Annotated in this window: 21 protein-coding genes; 10 read left to right on the forward strand and 11 right to left on the reverse strand. The window is 58.2% G+C overall.

The genetic code is table 11. The annotated features are described in order from the left end of the window. Positions 1-761 precede the first annotated feature (761 nt). The 3 genes from IT763_RS17165 to IT763_RS17175 all read right to left on the reverse strand — a co-directional run bounded on the left by IT763_RS17165 (position 762) and on the right by IT763_RS17175 (position 4,447). Positions 762-1,031 (reverse strand): hypothetical protein, encoded by a 270-nt coding sequence (locus tag IT763_RS17165; protein WP_206194870.1) that lies wholly within the window; start codon positions 1,029-1,031, stop codon positions 762-764. Between the two features lie 81 nt (positions 1,032-1,112). Then, positions 1,113-3,308: a TonB-dependent siderophore receptor gene (locus tag IT763_RS17170; RefSeq protein WP_206194871.1), complete on the reverse strand. Its 2,196-nt coding sequence runs from the start codon at positions 3,306-3,308 to the stop codon at positions 1,113-1,115. A gap of 56 nt (positions 3,309-3,364) precedes the next feature. Further along, positions 3,365-4,447, reverse strand: a complete 1,083-nt coding sequence (locus IT763_RS17175; RefSeq protein ID WP_206194872.1) for a YncE family protein — start codon at positions 4,445-4,447, stop codon at positions 3,365-3,367. Between the two features lie 391 nt (positions 4,448-4,838). On the opposite strand from IT763_RS17175, the gene IT763_RS17180 reads away from it, so the two are divergent. Continuing rightward, positions 4,839-5,291, forward strand: coding sequence for a GNAT family N-acetyltransferase (locus IT763_RS17180; protein ID WP_016926733.1), 453 nt, complete (start codon positions 4,839-4,841; stop codon positions 5,289-5,291). 2 nt (positions 5,292-5,293) lie between these two features. On the opposite strand, the gene IT763_RS17185 is transcribed toward IT763_RS17180, so the two are convergent. After that, positions 5,294-5,911, reverse strand: coding sequence for a LysE family translocator (locus tag IT763_RS17185; RefSeq protein WP_004941674.1), 618 nt, complete (start codon positions 5,909-5,911; stop codon positions 5,294-5,296). Between the two features lie 193 nt (positions 5,912-6,104). Here IT763_RS17185 and IT763_RS17190 point away from each other — a divergent pair, with 193 nt between their 5' ends. Next, positions 6,105-6,566 (forward strand): Lrp/AsnC family transcriptional regulator, encoded by a 462-nt coding sequence (locus tag IT763_RS17190; RefSeq protein ID WP_004941672.1) that lies wholly within the window; start codon positions 6,105-6,107, stop codon positions 6,564-6,566. Between the two features lie 34 nt (positions 6,567-6,600). Here the strand turns inward: IT763_RS17190 and IT763_RS17195 are convergent, their stop codons facing one another. Together IT763_RS17195 and IT763_RS17200 are read right to left on the reverse strand one after the other, a co-directional pair. Beyond that, complete coding sequence (locus IT763_RS17195) at positions 6,601-7,809, reverse strand: NAD(P)/FAD-dependent oxidoreductase (RefSeq protein ID WP_206194873.1); 1,209 nt, start codon at positions 7,807-7,809, stop codon at positions 6,601-6,603. A 164-nt stretch (positions 7,810-7,973) separates the two neighbouring features. Beyond that, positions 7,974-8,513 carry an Rrf2 family transcriptional regulator gene (locus IT763_RS17200; protein ID WP_015378716.1) on the reverse strand — a complete coding sequence of 180 codons (540 nt, stop codon included), beginning with the start codon at positions 8,511-8,513 and terminating at the stop codon, positions 7,974-7,976. A 339-nt stretch (positions 8,514-8,852) separates the two neighbouring features. Here IT763_RS17200 and IT763_RS17205 point away from each other — a divergent pair, with 339 nt between their 5' ends. Then, positions 8,853-10,322: a M48 family metallopeptidase gene (locus IT763_RS17205; protein WP_004941664.1), complete on the forward strand. Its 1,470-nt coding sequence runs from the start codon at positions 8,853-8,855 to the stop codon at positions 10,320-10,322. Between the two features lie 20 nt (positions 10,323-10,342). Next, positions 10,343-10,696: an arsenate reductase (glutaredoxin) gene (arsC, locus tag IT763_RS17210; RefSeq protein ID WP_015378717.1), complete on the forward strand. Its 354-nt coding sequence runs from the start codon at positions 10,343-10,345 to the stop codon at positions 10,694-10,696. A gap of 48 nt (positions 10,697-10,744) precedes the next feature. Here arsC and hda read toward each other — a convergent pair whose 3' ends face one another. Next, the gene (gene hda / locus IT763_RS17215; protein ID WP_025159568.1) at positions 10,745-11,446 is read right to left on the reverse strand and encodes a DnaA inactivator Hda; all 702 of its coding nucleotides are present in this window, start codon (positions 11,444-11,446) and stop codon (positions 10,745-10,747) included. 272 nt (positions 11,447-11,718) lie between these two features. Here hda and IT763_RS17220 point away from each other — a divergent pair, with 272 nt between their 5' ends. After that, a complete protein-coding gene (locus IT763_RS17220; RefSeq protein ID WP_016926729.1) occupies positions 11,719-12,234 on the forward strand; it encodes a hypothetical protein in 516 nt (171 codons plus the stop codon). A gap of 33 nt (positions 12,235-12,267) precedes the next feature. Further along, positions 12,268-12,516, forward strand: a complete 249-nt coding sequence (locus IT763_RS17225; RefSeq protein ID WP_016926728.1) for a GlsB/YeaQ/YmgE family stress response membrane protein — start codon at positions 12,268-12,270, stop codon at positions 12,514-12,516. A gap of 47 nt (positions 12,517-12,563) precedes the next feature. Here the strand turns inward: IT763_RS17225 and uraA are convergent, their stop codons facing one another. Further along, complete coding sequence (gene uraA, locus IT763_RS17230; protein ID WP_004941645.1) at positions 12,564-13,853, reverse strand: uracil permease; 1,290 nt, start codon at positions 13,851-13,853, stop codon at positions 12,564-12,566. Positions 13,854-14,060: 207 nt separating this feature from the next. Next, the gene (upp, locus tag IT763_RS17235; protein WP_004941642.1) at positions 14,061-14,687 is read right to left on the reverse strand and encodes a uracil phosphoribosyltransferase; all 627 of its coding nucleotides are present in this window, start codon (positions 14,685-14,687) and stop codon (positions 14,061-14,063) included. Positions 14,688-14,942: 255 nt separating this feature from the next. On the opposite strand from upp, the gene purM reads away from it, so the two are divergent. The 4 genes from purM to IT763_RS17255 all read left to right on the forward strand — a co-directional run bounded on the left by purM (position 14,943) and on the right by IT763_RS17255 (position 17,700). Further along, positions 14,943-15,980: a phosphoribosylformylglycinamidine cyclo-ligase gene (gene purM, locus IT763_RS17240; protein WP_206194874.1), complete on the forward strand. Its 1,038-nt coding sequence runs from the start codon at positions 14,943-14,945 to the stop codon at positions 15,978-15,980. After that, positions 15,980-16,618 carry a phosphoribosylglycinamide formyltransferase gene (gene purN / locus IT763_RS17245; protein WP_004941635.1) on the forward strand — a complete coding sequence of 213 codons (639 nt, stop codon included), beginning with the start codon at positions 15,980-15,982 and terminating at the stop codon, positions 16,616-16,618. Before purM ends, purN begins: the two co-directional genes overlap by 1 nt. 113 nt (positions 16,619-16,731) lie before the next feature. Continuing rightward, positions 16,732-17,283 (forward strand): spermidine N1-acetyltransferase, encoded by a 552-nt coding sequence (gene speG / locus IT763_RS17250; protein WP_004941631.1) that lies wholly within the window; start codon positions 16,732-16,734, stop codon positions 17,281-17,283. Between the two features lie 201 nt (positions 17,284-17,484). Next, positions 17,485-17,700, forward strand: a complete 216-nt coding sequence (locus IT763_RS17255; protein WP_206194875.1) for a hypothetical protein — start codon at positions 17,485-17,487, stop codon at positions 17,698-17,700. 29 nt (positions 17,701-17,729) lie between these two features. Here the strand turns inward: IT763_RS17255 and IT763_RS17260 are convergent, their stop codons facing one another. Then, positions 17,730-18,542, reverse strand: coding sequence for a hypothetical protein (locus IT763_RS17260; RefSeq protein ID WP_049299951.1), 813 nt, complete (start codon positions 18,540-18,542; stop codon positions 17,730-17,732). A 234-nt stretch (positions 18,543-18,776) separates the two neighbouring features. Continuing rightward, positions 18,777-19,589 (reverse strand): phosphate ABC transporter ATP-binding protein PstB, encoded by an 813-nt coding sequence (pstB, locus tag IT763_RS17265; protein ID WP_019452422.1) that lies wholly within the window; start codon positions 19,587-19,589, stop codon positions 18,777-18,779. Positions 19,590-19,592 lie beyond the last annotated feature (3 nt).

Consider the following 19,592-nt stretch of genomic DNA (forward strand, 5'->3'; position numbering starts at 1 on the left):
GGGCGGGCATGGCGATTCCTGTGATGGGCCTGATTAAAGCATAGATAGAACGGGCGCACGCGGGATGTGCAAAGCACTCAGAGTACTCAAAGTTCGCCATACATCAACAGCGATCTGGCTGATTTTATCGCGCGGGCAGGCGATCGACGCAAAAATCCGCAGACGCGGCGACTGGCTCGATGAGCGGCCCCGAACGGGGCCGCGGAAGATTACAGCGAAGTAGCGACAGAAAGGGGCGAACCGACCGCCAATGCGAACAACAACACACAGCCAATCGCGATCGCCGCCGCCAGATCATTTTTCATTGTCCCGTCCCCTGATGCTTAAACTGGTTATCGTCACGAACTCTGTCGGTTCTACGTTCACGGCCTTTTCCGATGCACGTCATTAAAAACCCCCGCCTAAGCGGGGGAGAAAACGTTCTGGTGCATCAAGTGTTACAAGGAGGTCATGAGGGATTGCTAACCCTAAATGACTATTTCAAGCTAGGATTATTCCCAGAACATGGCAAGCGATCGCGTCGAGGTTATCCGCACTTTGGGATAAACCTCATAAAAAAATCCCGCACGGCAGCGGGATGAAGGGATGATAACGTCATGAATTTTTTATGCGGACAATGAGGCGGTATTGTCGTCATTTGGCGACAATACCGCGCCGGCACGGTGGTCACAAGGGAAATTTGGCCACGGTGAGGAAATCAGAATTTCGCCAATGCCCGCGATCGTGCGCCCGTCAGCATCAACGAAAAAATGGGATTTTCGTCAGACAGCCACCGGGAAAAAACCGGTAGCATGGCCGATATAATCCCAAATGCCGTAGGGGGAAAAATGAACAGCAAACCGTGTGAATTTGATGAAGCCATCTGTCTGGCGATCGGGCGTGGCGTTTGCGAAGTCGTAAAGATAGGAGATGAAATCAGCGTCTTCTCCCTGTTGGAAGCCATCGAGAGCTTCATCGAACGGCAGGCGCTCAGCGAAAGCGAAATCGCGGCGGCGGACGACGCGCTGGATTTGATCAGCGTCCTCACCCATCGGTCATGCTGAAAAACGCCCCCCCGGTGGCGAAGGAACCGGCGACCCATCGCATGTGGGCCGCCGTCGTTTCTGTATCGATTAGAAGTCGTAAGTTACCGACGCTTTCAGCGTCCTCGCCTGTCCCTGGAAGACGTAAGTGCCATTGCTTTCTACGCCAGACCAATACTTCTCATTCGTGACGTTGTCCAACCCCACACGCCATACCAGCGTATTTTGATCCTCATTCAAACGCATGCGATAGCGAAGGCCGAGATCCAGGGTCGTGAAACTATCGAGCTTTTTGGTATTGGCGGAGTCGGCATATTGCGAACCGGTATGCCGCACTTTCGCCGTTGCCGTCAGGCCATCGACCGGCTTGATATCGTACTCCGCTCCCAGCACCGCATAGAAGTGCGCTACGCCGATAGCGTCTTTGCCATCGTTACGGCCGCCCTGGGTTTTGGTCAGCTCGGGCGAAAGCCAGGTAGCGCTGCCGTTGAGGCGCAGGCCGAATGCCGGCTCGCCGAACACATTCAATTCCACGCCGCGGTTGCGTTGTTCGCCGTTCAACGTGTAGTAGTTGTTGCTGTCGATCAGGGTGGCCGGCTTTTTGATTTCAAACAGCGCCAACGAGCCGCCTACGCGTTCGAAATCAACTTTCACGCCCACTTCATTTTGCTTGGAACGGGCGATACCGGTACTCTGCCCGAAGTTAGCCGCCTCTTTCGGCGCGATGCCGCCAGGCTGTAACGCCTCGGTATGGTTGGCATAAAGCGACACCGTTTCCCACGGCTTGTAGACCAGCCCGAACGTCGGCATCCAGCGGCTTTGCGTATAACGGGAGGCGGTATCCTCCAGGCCAGTGGCGTTGCTGTAATTACGCACCACCACTTTCTGATGGCGCGCGGCCGCCGTTAACAACACCCGGTCGCCGAAAAAGCCCAACGTATCGCTGAATAACCAGCCCTGCGTCCGGTTGCGCGCCGTAGTCAGCGGATCGCTGTAGTTGCCGCCGAAATAGGCGTTGTCCGGTATTGCGACATCATGGTTATCGTAGATATTGGTCGTCGGATTGTTGGCGGACATGCGCCACGCGGTTTTGTCGCGTTTAATCTGCGCGGAATAGCCAACGTTGACCCGATGCGAAACCGCCCAGGTCGTGAACTTGCCCTCAAGCCCCGCCATACCGCTGAAAGCGTCGATGATGCGATTGGTGTCCAGGCGCCCAACCGTGGCGTCGCCGTTGGCGTTGATGAGCTTCGGCGCGCTGTAAACACCGGTTTCATGGCCGTGCTGCGCGCCCAACCCGGCATAGGCCTTCCAGTCGCGGGTTAAATCATATTCCGCTTTCGCCATGCCGAATTCGTTCTCGATATCGCTGTAGCCCCACTGCTGACCGTAATTTTTACGGGTGTCAGGCACCGCGGGTACCACATCGATGCCGCTGATGTTGACCCCCATCGTTCCGCCATGGAAGGTCTTTTTCTGATAACCGAAGTCCAACGATGAACGGAAACGATCGCCGCGATAGTCCAGCCCGACCGATGCCAGCGTGGTGCGCCGCTTATCATCCTCAACCGCCGTTTCCCCCTCTCGGTGCACCAGGTTGACGCGAGCGCCAAACTGGTTGTCGTCACCGAAACGGCGGCCCAGATCCAGCTTGCCGCCCACCTGAGAGTCGGAGGTGTAGTCGATACCGATCTGAGTGGTCGGCGTTTCTTCCGCCCGCTTCGGTTCAAGATTGATCATGCCGCCAACGCCACTGGAAGCCAGGCCGTTCAGCAAGGCGTTCGCCCCTTTGAAGATCTCAACCCGCTCCAGCATCTGGGTATCCACTACCTGACGCGGCACCACGCCCGGCAGCCCGCCCATCGTCATGTCGTCGCCGTCCAGTTGGAAACCGCGGATGCGATAGGTTTCGGCGAAGTTACCGTATCCCTGCACCGCCTGCACACCCGCATCGTTGCTGACCACGTCGGCGATGGTCTTCGCCTGCTGATCCTGTACCAGCTTTGCGGTATAGCCTATGACGTTGAACGGAACGTCCATCGCTTTCTGTTCGCCCAGCATCCCCAGGCGGCCGCCGTGGGCGACCTGTCCATCCAGGTAGGCGGGGACCAAATCATTGCCGCCGGAGTTGAAATCGGCGTGTTTTTCGGCCCGGACGACCAGGGTGTCCTCCCGGTTTTTCTTGGCGTCGCCGTCTGCGGCCAGTGCGCCCTGGCTCAGCGCGCCGATAGTCAGCGCCAGCAGCGTTTTACGTAAAGGGAAATTCGTTGTACTGGTGTTGTGCATAATTCACTCATGAATGAGGATAAAAGTTAAATGGCCCGTCGCCGGGCCGATGGGGCTTATTTATTCAACGCGATGCGAACCACGCTGTCCGGCCCCTGCGTGGAATGATCTTTGTTAAACGGTTGTTTGACCGTAACGAACAATGTCTGGCCGTCTGCCGACAACAACAAGCTGTTTGGATTCGGCGGCAGCGCCCAGCGCTGTTTCACCGCATAGGTCGTCGCATCCAGGCTCAGTACATTGCCGGATTCACGCTGCGAGATATAAATTTCGTTGCGCCGTGAATTGAAAACGACAGTCAAAGAGTCGCCCACATCAAGCCGCTTCAATAACTTTCCGGTGTGAATATCCAAGACCAGCGTGGTCTTCGCCTTGGAGTTGTCAGTGACGAACAAACGACCGGTAGCCTCGTCCTCCGCCATATTGAGCAGCAGTGCCGGTTGGTCTCCCAACGGTTTCCAGCGTTTTTCGATGCGGTTGGAACGCGGGTTGATCACCAGGATCTCGCCGCTGCCATTGGCGGCATACACGCGTTGGGTCTGTTCGGAGTAATGCAGGCCGGTCATCCATTTTCCGGTATTTTTAATGCGCGTTTTCAGCTTGAGCGTTTCGGCGTCAACCACCCAAATTTGCGCCGGATCGGCCACCGCCCCCACATACAGCGTGTTGTTGTGAGCCAGGATTTGGCGCGCACCATACGGCAACCCTTTCTCATTGCGCTCGCTGAACAGCAAACGCCCTTTCACCTTACCGTCGGCAGCGTCGATTGCGCTGATACCGCCGTCCAGCGAATTGCTGACATAAAGGGTTTTCCCATCCGCAGAGGCCTGCATGGCGAAATTTTTCAGGTCGGTATGCGTCGTGCCAAGGGTTTTCAGAGTTTTGGCGTCCAGCTTATAGACCACGCCGCCCTGCACAGCTTTAAAACTTTCGGCGCTGGCGACGTACAGCGCATCTCCCCCTGGCGTCAGCGCCATTTCATACAAGCCATAAGCCAGTTGGCGTTTGACGACGCTGTCGGATTGCGCCACTTGCGCGAGAGGTTGCACAGCAGGAGAAGAGGAATTGGTTTGGTGCGGCGCGCAGCCGCTTAGCGCCATACCCGTCAGCAGGGCGAGCACAGAGATTTTCATTTTCATCGGGGAAATCCTTGACCATTTAAAACGGCGTTAACGGGGGCTCTGCAGTTTAGTTTTGAGCTTTCTCATAACGAGAAATGAGCGCCACCGCGCGTCTCAGTGTTTCCCTGTGAATCAACTATCACGCTAATGCAGGCTAATAACTCCTTCATGCGCCCGCGAACAACAAAGAGAATGAGAAACATACTCATTATTATTTACGCAATCAAGCGTAAATATTTTCCTTCCCTCTCTAAAAGTCATGGCGGCATCTCGTATTATCAAAGCCAATACGTCAGCTATCGATCGCGGTGCCGGGCATGATTATCTCGCCTTACACCGTCGATAGACTGCCTCACCCTGCGTACAGGCAATTAACGGCAAACGAGCAAACAACAGGAGAAGAACCCTCATGACAACGCCTGCCCCACGGGAGTGGCGGCGTGCGGACTATCTCGTCAGCACCGATCCCGTTCTGCTGGATCTCGATGCCATCCACGCTTTTCTGACCCGTTCGTCATGGGCGGAGGGAATCGATAAAGAGACCGTCCGCCAGTCGCTCGCCCACAGCCTGTGCTTCGGTTTGTATCACGAGGCCAGGCAGATCGGTTTCGCCCGGCTGGTCACCGATTACGCCACTTTCGGCTATCTGTGCGACGTGTACGTGCTGGAAACGTACCAAAAGAGCGGGCTGGGCCTATGGCTGGCAGAATGCTGCCAGGCCCATCCGCTGATGGCGACGCTGCGGCGAGTCATGCTGGTCACCAGCACCGCCCCCTGGCTCTACGAAAAAGTGGGCTATAGCGCCATCAACCGCCCCGACTTTGTCTGGCAGATCGCCCGGCCGGACATTTACCGACGGTAGCGCTATTTCAGCGCCTGCTCGGCCAGCAGCCCGAGGGCGATGACGATCATCGCCGCGCCGGAAATGCGCCCCACTACCTTCGCGGCCTGCGGGCGCGTGCGCAGCACCGACTGCGAACCAAACCCCACCAGCAGATACACCAGGCCGCAGCTGATCAAATGCACGACGCCCAACGCCAGCATCTGCATCGGCACCGACCATTCGGCTCGGGCGTCGGTAAACTGCGGCAGCAGCGCCAGAAACAGCAGAAACACCTTGGGGTTCAAGCCGCTGACGCACACGCCCTTGCCGGCCCAGCGCAGCCAGGAATCGGAACGCTGATCTTCACCGGCGCCGGGCACTGGCGGGTGCAGCAGCATGTTGAAACCGATCCACAACAGATAAGCCGCCCCCAGCAAGGTGAGCGCCGTCAGCGCCAGCGGGTTGCCGACCAGCAGCGCGCCGACGCCCGCCACCACGATCGCAATCATCAGCAGGTGGCCAAACAGCAAGCCGGCGACGGCGGGCACCACCACCCGGCCGCGAATGCCCGCCGAGATCACATAGGCCCAATCCATACCTGGCGTGATCACCAACAAAATCGACACCGCCCAAAACGCGGCGAAAAGAGCGAGCGTCATGCCAGCGCCCTCTCAAACGCGCCGCGCCACATCGAACAGAGAACCATTGCGCTTTCCTCGTGGAAGAAGAACGGCCTCCGCCTGCCGCGGCGGCCGTAAAACCGTTCAACAGATGGCAAGAATATCCTCATGACGTTAAAATGTGCTTTCAATTACTTGCCTGAAATCGGCGTAAACGGGGAAATTTTTCCAAATGGATAAGATTGATCGCAAGATTCTTGCTGAACTGCAGGCCGACGGCCGTTTGTCGGTGACCGAGCTGGCCGAGCGGATCGGTTTGAGCGTGTCCCCCTGCCACCGCCGGGTGCGGGCATTAGAGGAGTCCGGGGTGATCAGGGGTTACCGCGCCCAGCTCGATCCCGGCAGCCTGGGCTATAACTTTTCCGCCCTGGTGTTCGTCACCATGCGCGAAGGCGATCGCCGCGCCGTTGAAACCTTCGAAAACGCCATGGTGGACATTCCGCAGGTGGTGCAGGCACAGCGGCTGTTTGGCGACCCCGACTATCTGTTGCACGTGATCGCTCGCGATCTGCCCGCCTTTCAGCAGCTTTATGACGAGAAACTCTCCGCCCTGCCGGGCGTGCAACGCCTGAGCTCCACGCTGGTGATGAAAACCGTGGTGCCGGAGCGTTCATTCCTGCCGTTGGGAAAATGACGACGGGAACGTTGCCGCTCCCGTTTTGACGACCTTAAGGCACAATCACGAAATCCGGATTGGCGATGGCGAACAGCGCCTCGCGATCCGCCGCCGGTGGATAAATCCACTGCGTGTTGATCTCCTGCTTAATCTTTTTGCCTGCCTGACGGGTAAAGCGCACCTGGCGCTCCCAGCCTTCGGTATACAGCGCGCCCCAGGGGCCCAGATCCAGACAGGTCACATACTTCGGCTGGCTGTACGGGTGCGTCGGCAACCCCGCCAGCTCCGCCGCCGCATTGTGGCCGGCCACGCGGCCAAGGCTCAGCGCATGCTGGCAGGTCATCAGGTTGTGGTTACCGAGATCGTCGGTCGCCGCCTTCACCGTATCGCCGGTCACGAAAATGCCCGCCGCCGCCGGCGCGCGCAGGAAGGCGTCGCCGATCACCCGGCCGCTGCCGTCGCGCTCGCCGGGGATTTGTTCGGTCAGCGGGTGCGCACGCACGCCCGCCGCCAGGATCACCGTGTTGGCGGCGATGCGCTCACCGTTCGACAGCATCACTCCCTCAGCGTCGATAGCCGAGACGCGCAGGCCGGTCCGCGCTTCCACGCCGCACTCCGCCAGCGCCTGGCGAATCACCGCCCCCGGCTCCGCGCCCATTCCGGCGCCCACTTCCGGCGCGCTATCGACGATCACCACGCGCACATTCTCGTCTTTGCCCAGTGCATCACGCAGCCGCTGCGGCATCTCTGCTGCACTCTCCAGGCCGGTCAGCCCCGCCCCCACCACCACGGCGGTGTTGCGCGCCGGCGTCGACGGTTTGGCCGCCAGCGCTTTAATATGGGCATCCAAACGCTGCGCGCTTTCCAGCGTATCGACGTTGAAGCCGTATTCGGCAAAGCCCGGCACCGCAGGCACGGACAGCCGGCTGCCGGTGGCCCACACCAAACGATCGTAGGCCAACTCCAGGGGTTCCCCCGCCGCCGGCGCCACCGTGAGCGTTTTAGCAGCGGCATCGATACGCTCTACAACCCCGGCCAGGTGCCGCACGCCGACGGCGGCGAGCTGCGCGGAAATGTCCGGGTTCATGTTTTCCAACACGGCTTCATACAGGCGCGGCCGGATGGTAACGGTTGGCGTCGGTGAAACCATGAGCACCTCGATATCGTCATGCTTACCGGCGAGGGTAATGGCGCGCATGGCGGACACGGCGGCCCAAAAACCGGCAAAACCGGAACCGGCAATCACTATTTTCTGCGTCATGGGATGACTCCTTCATACAGGGTTAACCGGGCGATAAGGCTTGCCCGCAGTGTTTTCGGATGAACGATGCCGTTCCGCTCCCGTAACAGGGTGCAGAAGGCCCGCCCGCCCCTTCCGAAGAGGCGGGAAAAAGTGTGTTTCGCTTTTTTAAGGAAAGGCGGAGCTTAGGTTTTGGCGCGCGCCGTTTTGCCGCTGCGCGCGGTGCGTTCCGTCATGCGTTCGTCGAGCCAGAGGTTGACCTCACCGAAGAAGCCTTGCGGCGCTTTGCGGCCAAAGCGGGCCGCGACGTCGCCGAGGGTCTGCGCCGCCAGTGCGTCGCGCATCGCCTTCTCCGCCTGCAGCATCACCGCATGGATAGCGCATTTGCCGGAGACCGCCCAATCCGGCGGGGAATCATCGAACACCGCACAGCGCCCGCGCACCTCTTGGCAATCGAACAGCGGCTTGTGCCCCTCGATGGCGTCGATAATTTCCAGAAAACTGATCTCATCCGCCGGACGGGCCAGCCGGTAACCGCCGCGCACCCCTTCGCTGGCGGCGACGATCCCCGCCTTTTCCAGCTTGGGAAAAATCTTGGCCAGAAAGCTGGGGGAGATGCCTTGCAGCTCGGCGAGTTCGCGGCTGCTGAGCGCGCGCTGGTTATCGCCGACCAGCCACAGCAGGCAGTGAATGCCATATTCAACGCTGGTTGTGATGTACGCCATATGTCCGTTTTCGACCGTCAGTGAATCTTCAATAACGCAGACTATATGAGTCTGCGTTTATCTTGTCAATAAAACACAGACTAACTTTGTCTTCGTTTTATTAAAAATGCATGTCGCCAGCGACAAAAAAGCGCCCTTCAAAATGAAAAATAAAACTTTTTTGCTCGATTCGCGCTCGGCTAACGTTTCCTTGTCGCCTGCGGCTGACTATGATGTGATGGGTGCCGCCGCCGCGGTTTGTGAGCCGCCGCACTTTCGCGCGGATTACGCCGCGGGAATAAAGAACTCTTGTCTGCTGCTGACGTCTTAGAAATGATTATTTAAGGGAAACGCCTGACTATGACCAACCGGTTGACCAAAACCGCGTTAGCGGTGCTGCTGCTCAGCACGCTGAACGCCACCGCCCTGGCGCCAGCACAGGCGGAAAGCCAGGACCAGTTGCCGGATATGGGCACCTCCGCCGGCGGCACCCTGAGCATCGGACAAGAACTGGCGATGGGCGATTTCTATGTGCGCCAACTGCGCGCCAGCGCCCCGCTGATCAACGATCCGCTGCTGAGCCAATACATCAATCAGCTGGGCAACCGGCTGGTGGCCAGCGCCTATTCGGTGCGCACGCCGTTCCATTTCTATCTGGTGCGCAACGACGAGATCAACGCCTTCGCCTTCTTCGGCGGCAACGTGGTGCTGCACTCCGCGCTGTTCCGCGTCAGCGACAACGAAAGCCAGCTGGCTTCGGTGCTGGCGCACGAAATCTCGCACGTCACCCAGCGCCACCTGGCGCGCGCAATGGAAGATCAACAGCGCAACGCCCCGCTGACCTGGGTGGGCGCGCTCGGTTCCATTCTGCTGGCGATGGCCAACCCGACCATGGGCATGGCGGCGCTGAGCGGCACCATGGCCGGCACCCAGCAGGGCATGATCAGCTTTACCCAATCGAATGAACAGGAAGCCGACCGCATCGGCATTCAGGTGCTGCAACGCGCCGGTTTCGATCCGGAAGCCATGCCCGACTTCCTGCAGAAACTCTCGGATCAGTCGCGCTACGCCTCCAAGCCGCCGGAAATGCTGCTGACGCACCCGTTGCCGGACAGCCGCCTCTCAGACGCGCGCAACCGCGCCAACCAGATGCCGAAACACATCGTGCAGTCTTCGCAGGATTACCTGATGGCCAAGGTGCGCGCACTGGGCATGTACAGTTCGGAAGGCTATGGCCTGAACGAAGAGCTGCTCGGCTCGCTCAGCAAGGGCAACGTGCGCGAACAGGCGGCCGCCAAATACGGCCGCGCCATTCTGTTCTATGAAGCGAAAAAATACGACGACGCGCGCAACATCATTCAGCCGATGCTGGCGCAGGATGCGAAAAACGTCTGGCTGATCGACCTGATGACCGACATCGATCTCGGCCAGAAACGCGCGCCGCAGGCGATCGCACGCCTGCAGGCGGCCAATGCCGCCCAGAACAACAACCCGGTGCTGCAGCTCAACCTGGCCAACGCCTATGTCGAAGGCAACCAACCGGCGCAGGCGTCGAAGATCCTGAACCGCTACACCTTTGCCCATCCGGACGATCCGAACGGCTGGGATCTGCTGGCGCAAGCCAGCGCCGCTCAGGGGCTGCGCGATGAAGAGCTGTCGGCCCGCGCCGAAAGCCTGGCGCTGACCGGCCGGCTCGATCAGGCCATCGGCCTGCTCAGCAATGCCAGCTCGCTGCAAAAACTCGGCAGCCTGAAACAGGCGCGTTACGATGCGCGCATCGACCAGCTGCGCCAACTGCAACAGCGCTTCCGCCAATACCAGCGCAGCTGATTCAACAAGGAATGAACGCCATGAAAAACGTCACGATTTACCACAACCCACGCTGCTCCAAGAGCCGTGAAACCCTGGCGCTGCTGGAACAGCACGGCGTCGATCCGAAGGTGGTGCTGTACCTCGATACGCCCCCTACGGTCGATGAGCTGAAAAAGCTGTTGAAGGAACTGGGCTTCACATCGGCGCGCGATCTGATGCGCAAAAAAGAAGATCTGTATAAGGAATTGAAGCTGGCGGACGACAGCCTGAGCGAAGAGCAACTGTTGGCGGCGATGACGGCGAACCCGAAACTGATCGAACGCCCCATCGTGGTGAAAGGCAGCAAGGCGCGCATCGGCCGGCCGCCGGAGCAGGTGCTGGAGATTTTGTAAATTCGAATTCGGGCGCGGACTATTGCGCCCTTTCTTTTACGGTAGCGGCTACAGCCCCAGAATTTCTTTAACGAACGGAATGGTGAGCTTGCGTTGGGCAGTGATCGAGGCGCGATCGAGCTGATCGAGAGTCATAAACAGCGTGCGCATCTCGCGATCCAGCCGTTTCAGCAGGAAGCGGCCCACGTCTTCCGGCAGCTCGAAGCCGCGCAGTTTGCCGCGCAGCTGCAGCGCCAGCAGCTTCTCTTCGTCCGACAGCGGCTGCAGCTTGTAGATCTGCCCCCAGTCCAGACGCGAAGCCAGATCCGGCAAACGCAGGTTCAGCTGACGCGGCGGGCGATCCCCGGTGATGAACAAACGGGTGCGGCCGGTTTCCAGGATGCGGTTGTAAAGGTTGAAGATCGCCATCTCCCACTCTTCGTCGCCGGCGATGCATTCGATATTGTCGATGCAGACCAGCGCCAGCTGTTCCATGCCGTCCAACACTTCAGGCACGAAGTAAGCGCGCTTGTCGAGCGGCACATAGCCCACCGCTTCCCCCTTCTGCGAAAGCTCGGCGCAGGCCGCATGCAGCAAATGGCTGCGCCCGCCGCCTTCACGCGACCAGAAATAGATATAGCTGCCATGTTCCTGACGGACGGCGGATTGGATCGCGGCTAATAGGGATGGGTTCTCGCCCGGATAAAAACTGGCGAAAGTTTCATCATCGGGAAGATAAAGTGGCAGTGAAAGCTGTGCCGGCGTATTCAGAGAAGCACCTCAACCAAAACTGGCAGAAAAACGTGGGCAGTTTAACACAGAAAACGGGCGCTGTTGAACCGGCTGGATCTTATGCCGCAATAGTGAACAATGCCTAAGCGCCGCTTGATTGGCTGCGGCCCCCGCCAAGGCAAGAATTATCCGAGTTAATTCCCTAACCCCATGCCTGCGCAGGTTAAATTTGTCATTTAAGCCAAATCTGGCCTAGTATAGGTAGGCTAAACGCAATCACCATCAACAAGGTTTCTGCAAGGATATAGACGATGAAAGTATGGAATAAAGTGCTGTTGGCCTCCTTTATCGGGTTGTTGGTTGCCGGCTGTGATGACTCGTCCAAGGTTGACGCCAACCTGGATAAAGCCAAAGACAGCGCCGAGCAGATGAAAGACGCCGCCCAGAAAAAAGCGGACGATCTGACGGACAAGGCGAAAGCGACGGCGGATGAAATCAAAAAAGAGGCCGCCACTCAGGCGGATCAGCTGAAAGACAAAGCTTCGGCGATTAAAGAAGACGCCGCCAAGCAGGCGGACGCCATCACCAACGACGCCAAGGCCAAAGCCGCCGCGATCAAAGACGACGCAGGCAAACAGAGCCAGCAGTTGGTGGATCAGGCCAAGGCCATCAAAAACGACGCCATCAACGGCGCCAACGATCTGACCGAGCAGGCCAAGGCGAAGACCGAAGCCATCAAGAACAGCGCCGAAAACAAAGCGCAAGAGTTGAAACAAGAAACCGATGCGGCGGTGAACGGCAATACTCAGCCGGCCACCCAGCAGTAAGCTATTCTCAGCCACAAAAGAAAGGAGCAGTAAATGGGGATTATTTCCTGGATTATCTTCGGCCTGATCGCCGGTATTTTGGCTAAGTGGATCATGCCCGGCAAAGACGGCGGCGGCTTTATTCTGACCGTCGTGCTGGGGATCATCGGCGCCGTGGTCGGCGGCTATATCAGCACCTTCTTCGGCTACGGCAAGGTTGACGGCTTCAACTTCGGCAGCTTCGTGGTGGCGGTTATCGGCGCCATCGTGGTGCTGTTCGTGTACCGCAAAATTCGCAGCTAAGGCGAATGCCATAAGTCAAAAGGGCAGCCCTTGGGCTGCCCTTTTCGTTACTTCTGCTCCGCCGGTTCGTCCGGCGCGTCGAGCACCTCTTCTTCCTTGCGGAACAGGCTGATGACCTTGAACAGCAGGCTCAAGCCAATGCCGACGATGGTCGCCAGCGCCATGCCTTTCAGCTCCGCCGCGCCGATATGCACCTTGGCGCCGCTCACGCCGATAATCAGGATCACCGAGGTTAAAATCAGGTTTTGCGCTTTGTTGTAATCCACTTTGGATTCGATCAGCACGCGAATGCCCGAGGCGCCGATCACGCCGTACAGCAGCAGGGAAACGCCGCCCATCACCGGCACCGGCACCGCCTGGATCGCCGCCGCCAGCTTGCCGATGCAGGACAGCAGGATCGCCAGCACCGCCGCGCCGCCGATCACCCAGGTGCTGTAGACCTTGGTGATGGCCATCACGCCGATGTTCTCGCCGTAGGTAGTGTTCGGCGTGGAGCCGAAGAAGCCCGAGAATACCGTCGAGATGCCGTTGGCGAACATCGAGCGGTGCAGGCCCGGATCGCGGATCAGGTCTTTCTTCACGATGTTGGCGGTCACCACCAGGTGGCCGACGTGCTCGGCGATCACCACCAGCGCCGCCGGCAGAATGGTGAAGATGGCGAACCACTCAAAGCGCGGGGTGTAAAAGGTCGGCAGCGCGAACCAGTGCGCCTCGCGGATCGGAGTCAAATCCACCACGCCCATGAAGAACGACAGCGCATAGCCCACCAGCACGCCGATCAGGATCGGGATAATCGCCAGGAAGCCGCGGAACAGCACCGAGCCGAGCACCGTGACCGCCAGCGTCACCAGCGAAATGGTGATGGTGGTCGAGTCGGCGCTGGCGCCTTCCGCCGGCAGCAGCCCCGCCATGTTGGCCGCCACGCCCGCCAGCTCCAGGCCGATGACGGCGACGATCGCCCCCATCGCCGCCGGCGGGAACATCACGTCCAGCCAACCGGTGCCGGCCTTTTTCACGATCAGCGCCACCAGGCAGAACAGCACGCCGCACATGATGAAACCGCCCAACGCCACTTCGTAACCGAGCGGCAACAGCAGCAACACCGGCGAGATAAACGCGAAACTGGAACCGAGGTAGGCCGGGATCTTGCCTTTACAGATGAACAGATACAGCAGCGTGCCGATGCCGTTGAACAACAGCACGGTCGCCGGGTTGATCTTGAACAGGATAGGCACCAGCACGGTGGCGCCGAACATGGCGAACAGGTGCTGGAAGCTGAGCGGAATGGTCTGGAGCAGCGGCGGGCGCTCGCTGACGCCGATGGCGCGACGGGTCATGTGTGCTTTTCCTCTGAGTCATTAATCGTTATGCAAGCTGAATTGTCTATGCTCAATGGATTTCAAGTTACAGCCAGGCGGCCAGGGCAATAATCCCCAGGAGCTTATATCAAATAAGTGACTGGGGTTATTGCCTGCAGCCAACAACGCTGTAGCTTGAAAGACGAAGAGCATAAAAAAGCCGACTCGTTAAGTCGGCTCAAATGTTTACTTGGTACCAAATATCTTGTCGCCCGCATCGCCCAGGCCAGGCACGATGTAGCCCTTATCGTTCAGACACTGATCGATGGAGGCGGTGTACAGTTCAACGTCCGGGTGCGCTTTCTCCAGCGCGGCGATGCCTTCCGGCGCCGCCACCAGGACCAGCACCTTGATGCTGTGGCAGCCGGCTTTCTTCAGCAGATCGATAGTGGCGATCATCGAACCGCCGGTGGCCAGCATCGGGTCGACGACCAGCGCCATGCGCTCTTCGATGTTGGAAACCAGCTTCTGGAAGTACGGCACCGGCTCCAGGGTTTCTTCGTCGCGGTATACGCCCACCACGCTGATGCGCGCGCTCGGCACGTGCTCCAGCACCCCTTCCATCATGCCCAGACCTGCGCGCAGGATTGGCACTACGGTAATCTTTTTCCCTTTGATCTGATCCACTTCAACTGGCCCGCACCAGCCTTCGATGGTGACTTTTTCCGTCTCCAGATCGGCGGTCGCTTCATAGGTCAGTAAACTACCCACTTCTGAGGCCAGCTCACGGAAGCGTTTGGTGCTGATGTCATTTTCGCGCATCAGGCCAAGCTTGTGTTTTACCAGCGGGTGTTTCACCTCAACGATCTTCATCATTTTTCTCCTATTAAGGTGGTTGCGGCCAAAAAAATCGCGGGATTATACCTCCTTTTTTTCGCCGCGCCACCCACAATAGCCCGATCGGGATCAACAAAAGTTTGAATATCAGTATAGATGACGAAAAAGCGGAGCCGGTTCATAAGCCGCTCGCAAACGTTTGCCTGCGCTGTTAGAATTGCCGCGCCTTATTCCGGAATCAACATCGGAAGCACAGTTTTCAAACCGCAAACCGTCGTGGGGAATCGCGCAGTGACCGACAAAACCTCTCTCAGCTATAAAGACGCAGGTGTCGATATCGATGCAGGCAACGCATTGGTAGATCGCATCAAAGGTGTAGTTAAACAGACCCGTCGCCCGGAAGTGATGGGCGGTCTGGGCGGGTTTGGCGCCCTGGGTGCGTTGCCGCAGAAATACCGCGAGCCGGTGCTGGTTTCCGGTACCGACGGCGTGGGCACCAAGCTGCGTCTGGCGATGGATTTGAAACGCCACGACACCATCGGCATCGATCTGGTGGCGATGTGCGTCAACGATCTGGTGGTTCAGGGCGCCGAGCCGTTGTTCTTCCTCGACTACTACGCCACCGGCAAGCTGGATGTGGACACCGCGGCCAGCGTGATCACCGGCATCGCCGAAGGCTGCAAGCAGTCCGGCTGTGCGCTGGTCGGCGGCGAAACCGCTGAAATGCCGGGCATGTACCACGGCGAAGACTACGACGTGGCCGGTTTCTGCGTCGGCGTGGTCGAAAAATCCGAGATCATCGACGGCAGCAAAGTGCAGTCCGGCGATGCGCTGATCGCCCTGGGCGCTTCCGGCCCGCACTCCAACGGCTACTCGCTGGTGCGCAAGATCCTGGAAGTGAGCAACACCGATCCGACCGCCACTCAGCTGGAAGGCAAGCCGCTGGCCGACCACCTGCTGGCGCCGACCAAAATTTACGTGAAGTCCGTGCTGGAGCTGATCGAGAAGGTTGACGTACACGCCATCGCTCACCTCACCGGCGGCGGCTTCTGGGAAAACATTCCGCGCGTGCTGCCGGAAGGCATGCAGGCGGTGATCGACGAAGCCAGCTGGCAGTGGCCGGCGGTGTTCACCTGGCTGCAGCAGGCCGGCAACGTCAGCCGTCATGAAATGTACCGCACCTTCAACTGCGGCGTAGGCATGGTCATCGCCCTGCCGGAAGCCGAAGTGGAAGCGGCCATCGCGCTGCTGACCGCGGCAGGTGAAAAAGCGTGGAAAATCGGTAAACTGACCGCCTCTTCCGACGAACAACAAGTGGTCATCAACTGATGAAAAAGATCGTGGTGTTGGTCTCCGGCCAGGGGAGCAATCTCCAGGCGCTGATTGACGCCTGCCAGCAGGGCCGCATCGCCGCCGAAATCGTGGCGGTGTTCAGCAACAAGGCGCAGGCTTATGGCCTGCAACGCGCCGAAGCGGCGGGCATCGCCGCCCAAGCGCTGGATGCCAAGGCCTACGCCGATCGCACGGCGTTCGACGCCGCGTTGGCGGACGCCATCGACCAGTACCAGCCCGATCTGGTGGTGCTGGCCGGCTACATGCGCATCCTCAGCCCGCAGTTCGTGCAGCGCTATGCCGGCCGCATGCTGAACATCCACCCTTCCCTGCTGCCGAAATACCCGGGGCTGCATACCCACCGTCAGGCCATTGACAACGGCGACAGCGAACACGGCACCTCGGTGCACTTCGTGACCGAACAGCTCGACGGCGGCCCGGTGATCTTGCAGGCCAAGGTGCCGATTTTCGCTGACGACGAAGAGGATGACGTGGTTGAACGGGTACAAACCCAGGAACACACGATCTATCCGCTGGTGGTGAGCTGGTTCGTCGACGGCCGCCTGGCGATGCGCGACGGCGCCGCCTGGCTGGACGGCGAACGCCTGCCTGAACAGGGTCACGCCGCCGACTGATGCGCGCAGCCTGAACCTTGCCTAAACGGCGCCCGCGCGGCGCCGTTTTTTTTCGCCTTCATCCATTCTGTGAAGTTATACTTTGCACAATTTCACGGCACAGAGGAGCCCACATGTCCAGCACTGCCAGCGTCAGGTTACGCCCATTGGAACGGGACGATCTGTCGTTCGTCCACCAGATGGACAACAACGCCAGCGTCATGCGCTATTGGTTTGAAGAACCCTACGAAGCCTTTGTCGAGCTTTCCGATCTCTACGACAAACACATCCACGATCAGAGCGAGCGCCGCTTTATCATCGAGCACGAAGGCGCCAAGGTCGGCCTGGTAGAGCTGGTGGAGATCGATCACATCCACCGCCGCGCTGAGTTCCAGATCATCATCGATCCCGCCCACCAGGGTAAAGGCTATGCCAGCACCGCCGCCCGCCTGGCGATGGACTACGGTTTCTCGGTGCTGAACCTGTACAAGCTGTACCTGATCGTCGACAAGGAGAACCCGAAGGCGATCCACATCTATAGCAAGCTGGGCTTCAACGTGGAAGGCGAGCTGATCGACGAGTTCTTCGTCAACGGCGAATACCGCACCGTGCTGCGCATGTGCATCTTCCAGCCGCAATATCTGGCGAAGTTCAAAACGCCCAATGATAAGCCGCTGGTGAAGTGATACTTAGCGAGAAAAAGTGAAAACCCGCCCAGGCGGGTTTTTTATTGGGAAATAAGTGGCTAGTATTAAGGGATGCTATTTATCGTCAGGAAATAGCCTGATGAATGTGGAAATAAATAATATTTAATCGAGATAATTAATCGAACAATAATTAATAGTGATAGTAAGAGTTACCCTCTGCCTCTACAAAGGAAAAATGCCATGACGACCGTCTCAAACCTGCTGCTTTTTATCGGCCTGGCGATGCTCGCCATCGCCGCCGGCCTGAATACCTATAGCGGCTACGCCTCCGCAGATCCCAATAGCACCCCGCTGTTTTCCCCGCTCTGGTGGACGCGCTGGTTCCCGCTCTATGCCTCGGGGGCCGCGTTGCTGCTGGTGGGGGGCGTGTTGAAGCTCGCCGATAAAACGCGTTAAGAACCATGTGATGGTATGGCGCTTAGAGGTTAGTTATTTTTCTTGCCCAGCCTACGCATCAGCCATCCACGCAGTGGCTTTTCGGCCGGTGGCAAATCAGCAACGGTCTCCAAAGTGATATCAGGTACGTTTTCCTGTGCCGCAACATTGCACGCATGCTGACAATGCGCCTGATATTCCGCTTCGTTTTGATACAGGTGGGGCTGCCACTTCAGCCAGAAAGCCTTGGCGTGCTGCAGGGATCCCCATTCATTAATCGACCAAGCCACAACGAACAACGCCAAGAACAAATAGGCGAAAAAGAATAATGAAAACAAAAATATATTACTGGCAGTGGCTTCGCTTGCCCCCAACGGAAGCACGCTGGTATAGACACCGTAAGCGATAGCCAACGCACTGACGACAAAGAATATCAGTACAAAAAAGCGCTGCTTACACAACTGGTTGACATCGAGGGCAAATACTTTGTTGTCTTCATTTTTGCTAGCTGTAAGCGAAGTACGACGCAAGAAACTGTTCAACGCAAGGTCGTTCAATGCCACCGGTCCACGGCCCAAATAGTCCACTAGTTGATGCGCCACCCATACCGGCAGGCGGATCCCAATACTTTCATATAGCGCTTTAATTTGCAGCAACGTCATGCCACTCTGCGGCGCATCCCGCAATTTCTGAATACGCGACAGGACGGACAAGCGTTTTACATCGCTGACGCTATCAAACTGGCAACGTCGTCGGGAATCATATCCCTTCAACCAACGTAAAAACCACCATGCCACTCCAGAGATCAGTAGGGGTAATAACTGGAGAGATAATTCTTTGATATAAACCTCATCAATATTCATACTTATAATTTCCTTTTATAGACAGTTATTAATCCATCGATAAAACGCAGAAACAAATGAAATGATGAATTAAAAAATCACCAAGGGTCCGATTTTTATCGAGAATCCTCTATATAGCATGAATAATGTAGGAAAAATAATTATGAAAGGATTTTGATTGCGATACCGAACCATATCTGCTGGACTTTAAATTCAATGAGCGGCGTAAACCCACAGGTTTGCGCCGCTCATCCCTCACCCATACCGCCCGGTAATATAATCCTCGGTGCGGCGCTGGCGCGGCGAGGTGAAAATGGCGTCGGTGTCGTTGTACTCCACCAGCCGGCCCTGATGAATAAAGGCGGTGTAGTCGGAGACCCGCGCCGCCTGCTGCATGTTGTGCGTCACCAGCACCACGCTGTAGCGCTGCTTGAGTGCGGAAATCAGCTCTTCGATGGTCAGCGTGGAGATCGGATCGAGCGCCGAGGTCGGCTCGTCGAGCAGCAATACTTCCGGCTCGATGGCGATGGCGCGCGCGATCACCAGGCGCTGCTGCTGGCCGCTGGACAAGCGGAACGCATTTTCGCGCAGCCGGTCCTTCACCTCATGCCACAGCGCGGCGGCGCGCAGCGAACGCTCCACCGCTTCATCCAGCAAGCGCCGGTCGCGCACGCCCTGCAGCCGCAGGCCGTACACCACGTTTTCATAGATCGATTTCGGGAACGGGTTCGGCCGCTGGAACACCATGCCCACCCGCCGCCGCAGCGCCGCCACGTCGATCTGCGCGCCGGAGATCGCCGCGCCGTTCAGCTGCAGATCGCCCTCGATGCGGCAGTTGTCCACCAGATCGTTCATGCGGTTGAAACAGCGCAGCAGCGTCGATTTGCCGCAGCCCGAGGGACCAATCAAAGCCGTCACCCGGTGCTTCGGGATACGTAACGAGATATCGTGCAACACCTGCTTGTCACCATAAAACAGGTTCAGGCCGTTGACCGCCAGCGCGGTCTGTTCATCGTCGAGATGCTGGACATCCAGCCGGGGCAAACTGCCTGGCGTCATCAAACCCATTAC

Source organism: Serratia sp. CMO1 (assembly GCF_015689115.1).
Classification (GTDB): domain Bacteria; phylum Pseudomonadota; class Gammaproteobacteria; order Enterobacterales; family Enterobacteriaceae; genus Serratia; species Serratia marcescens.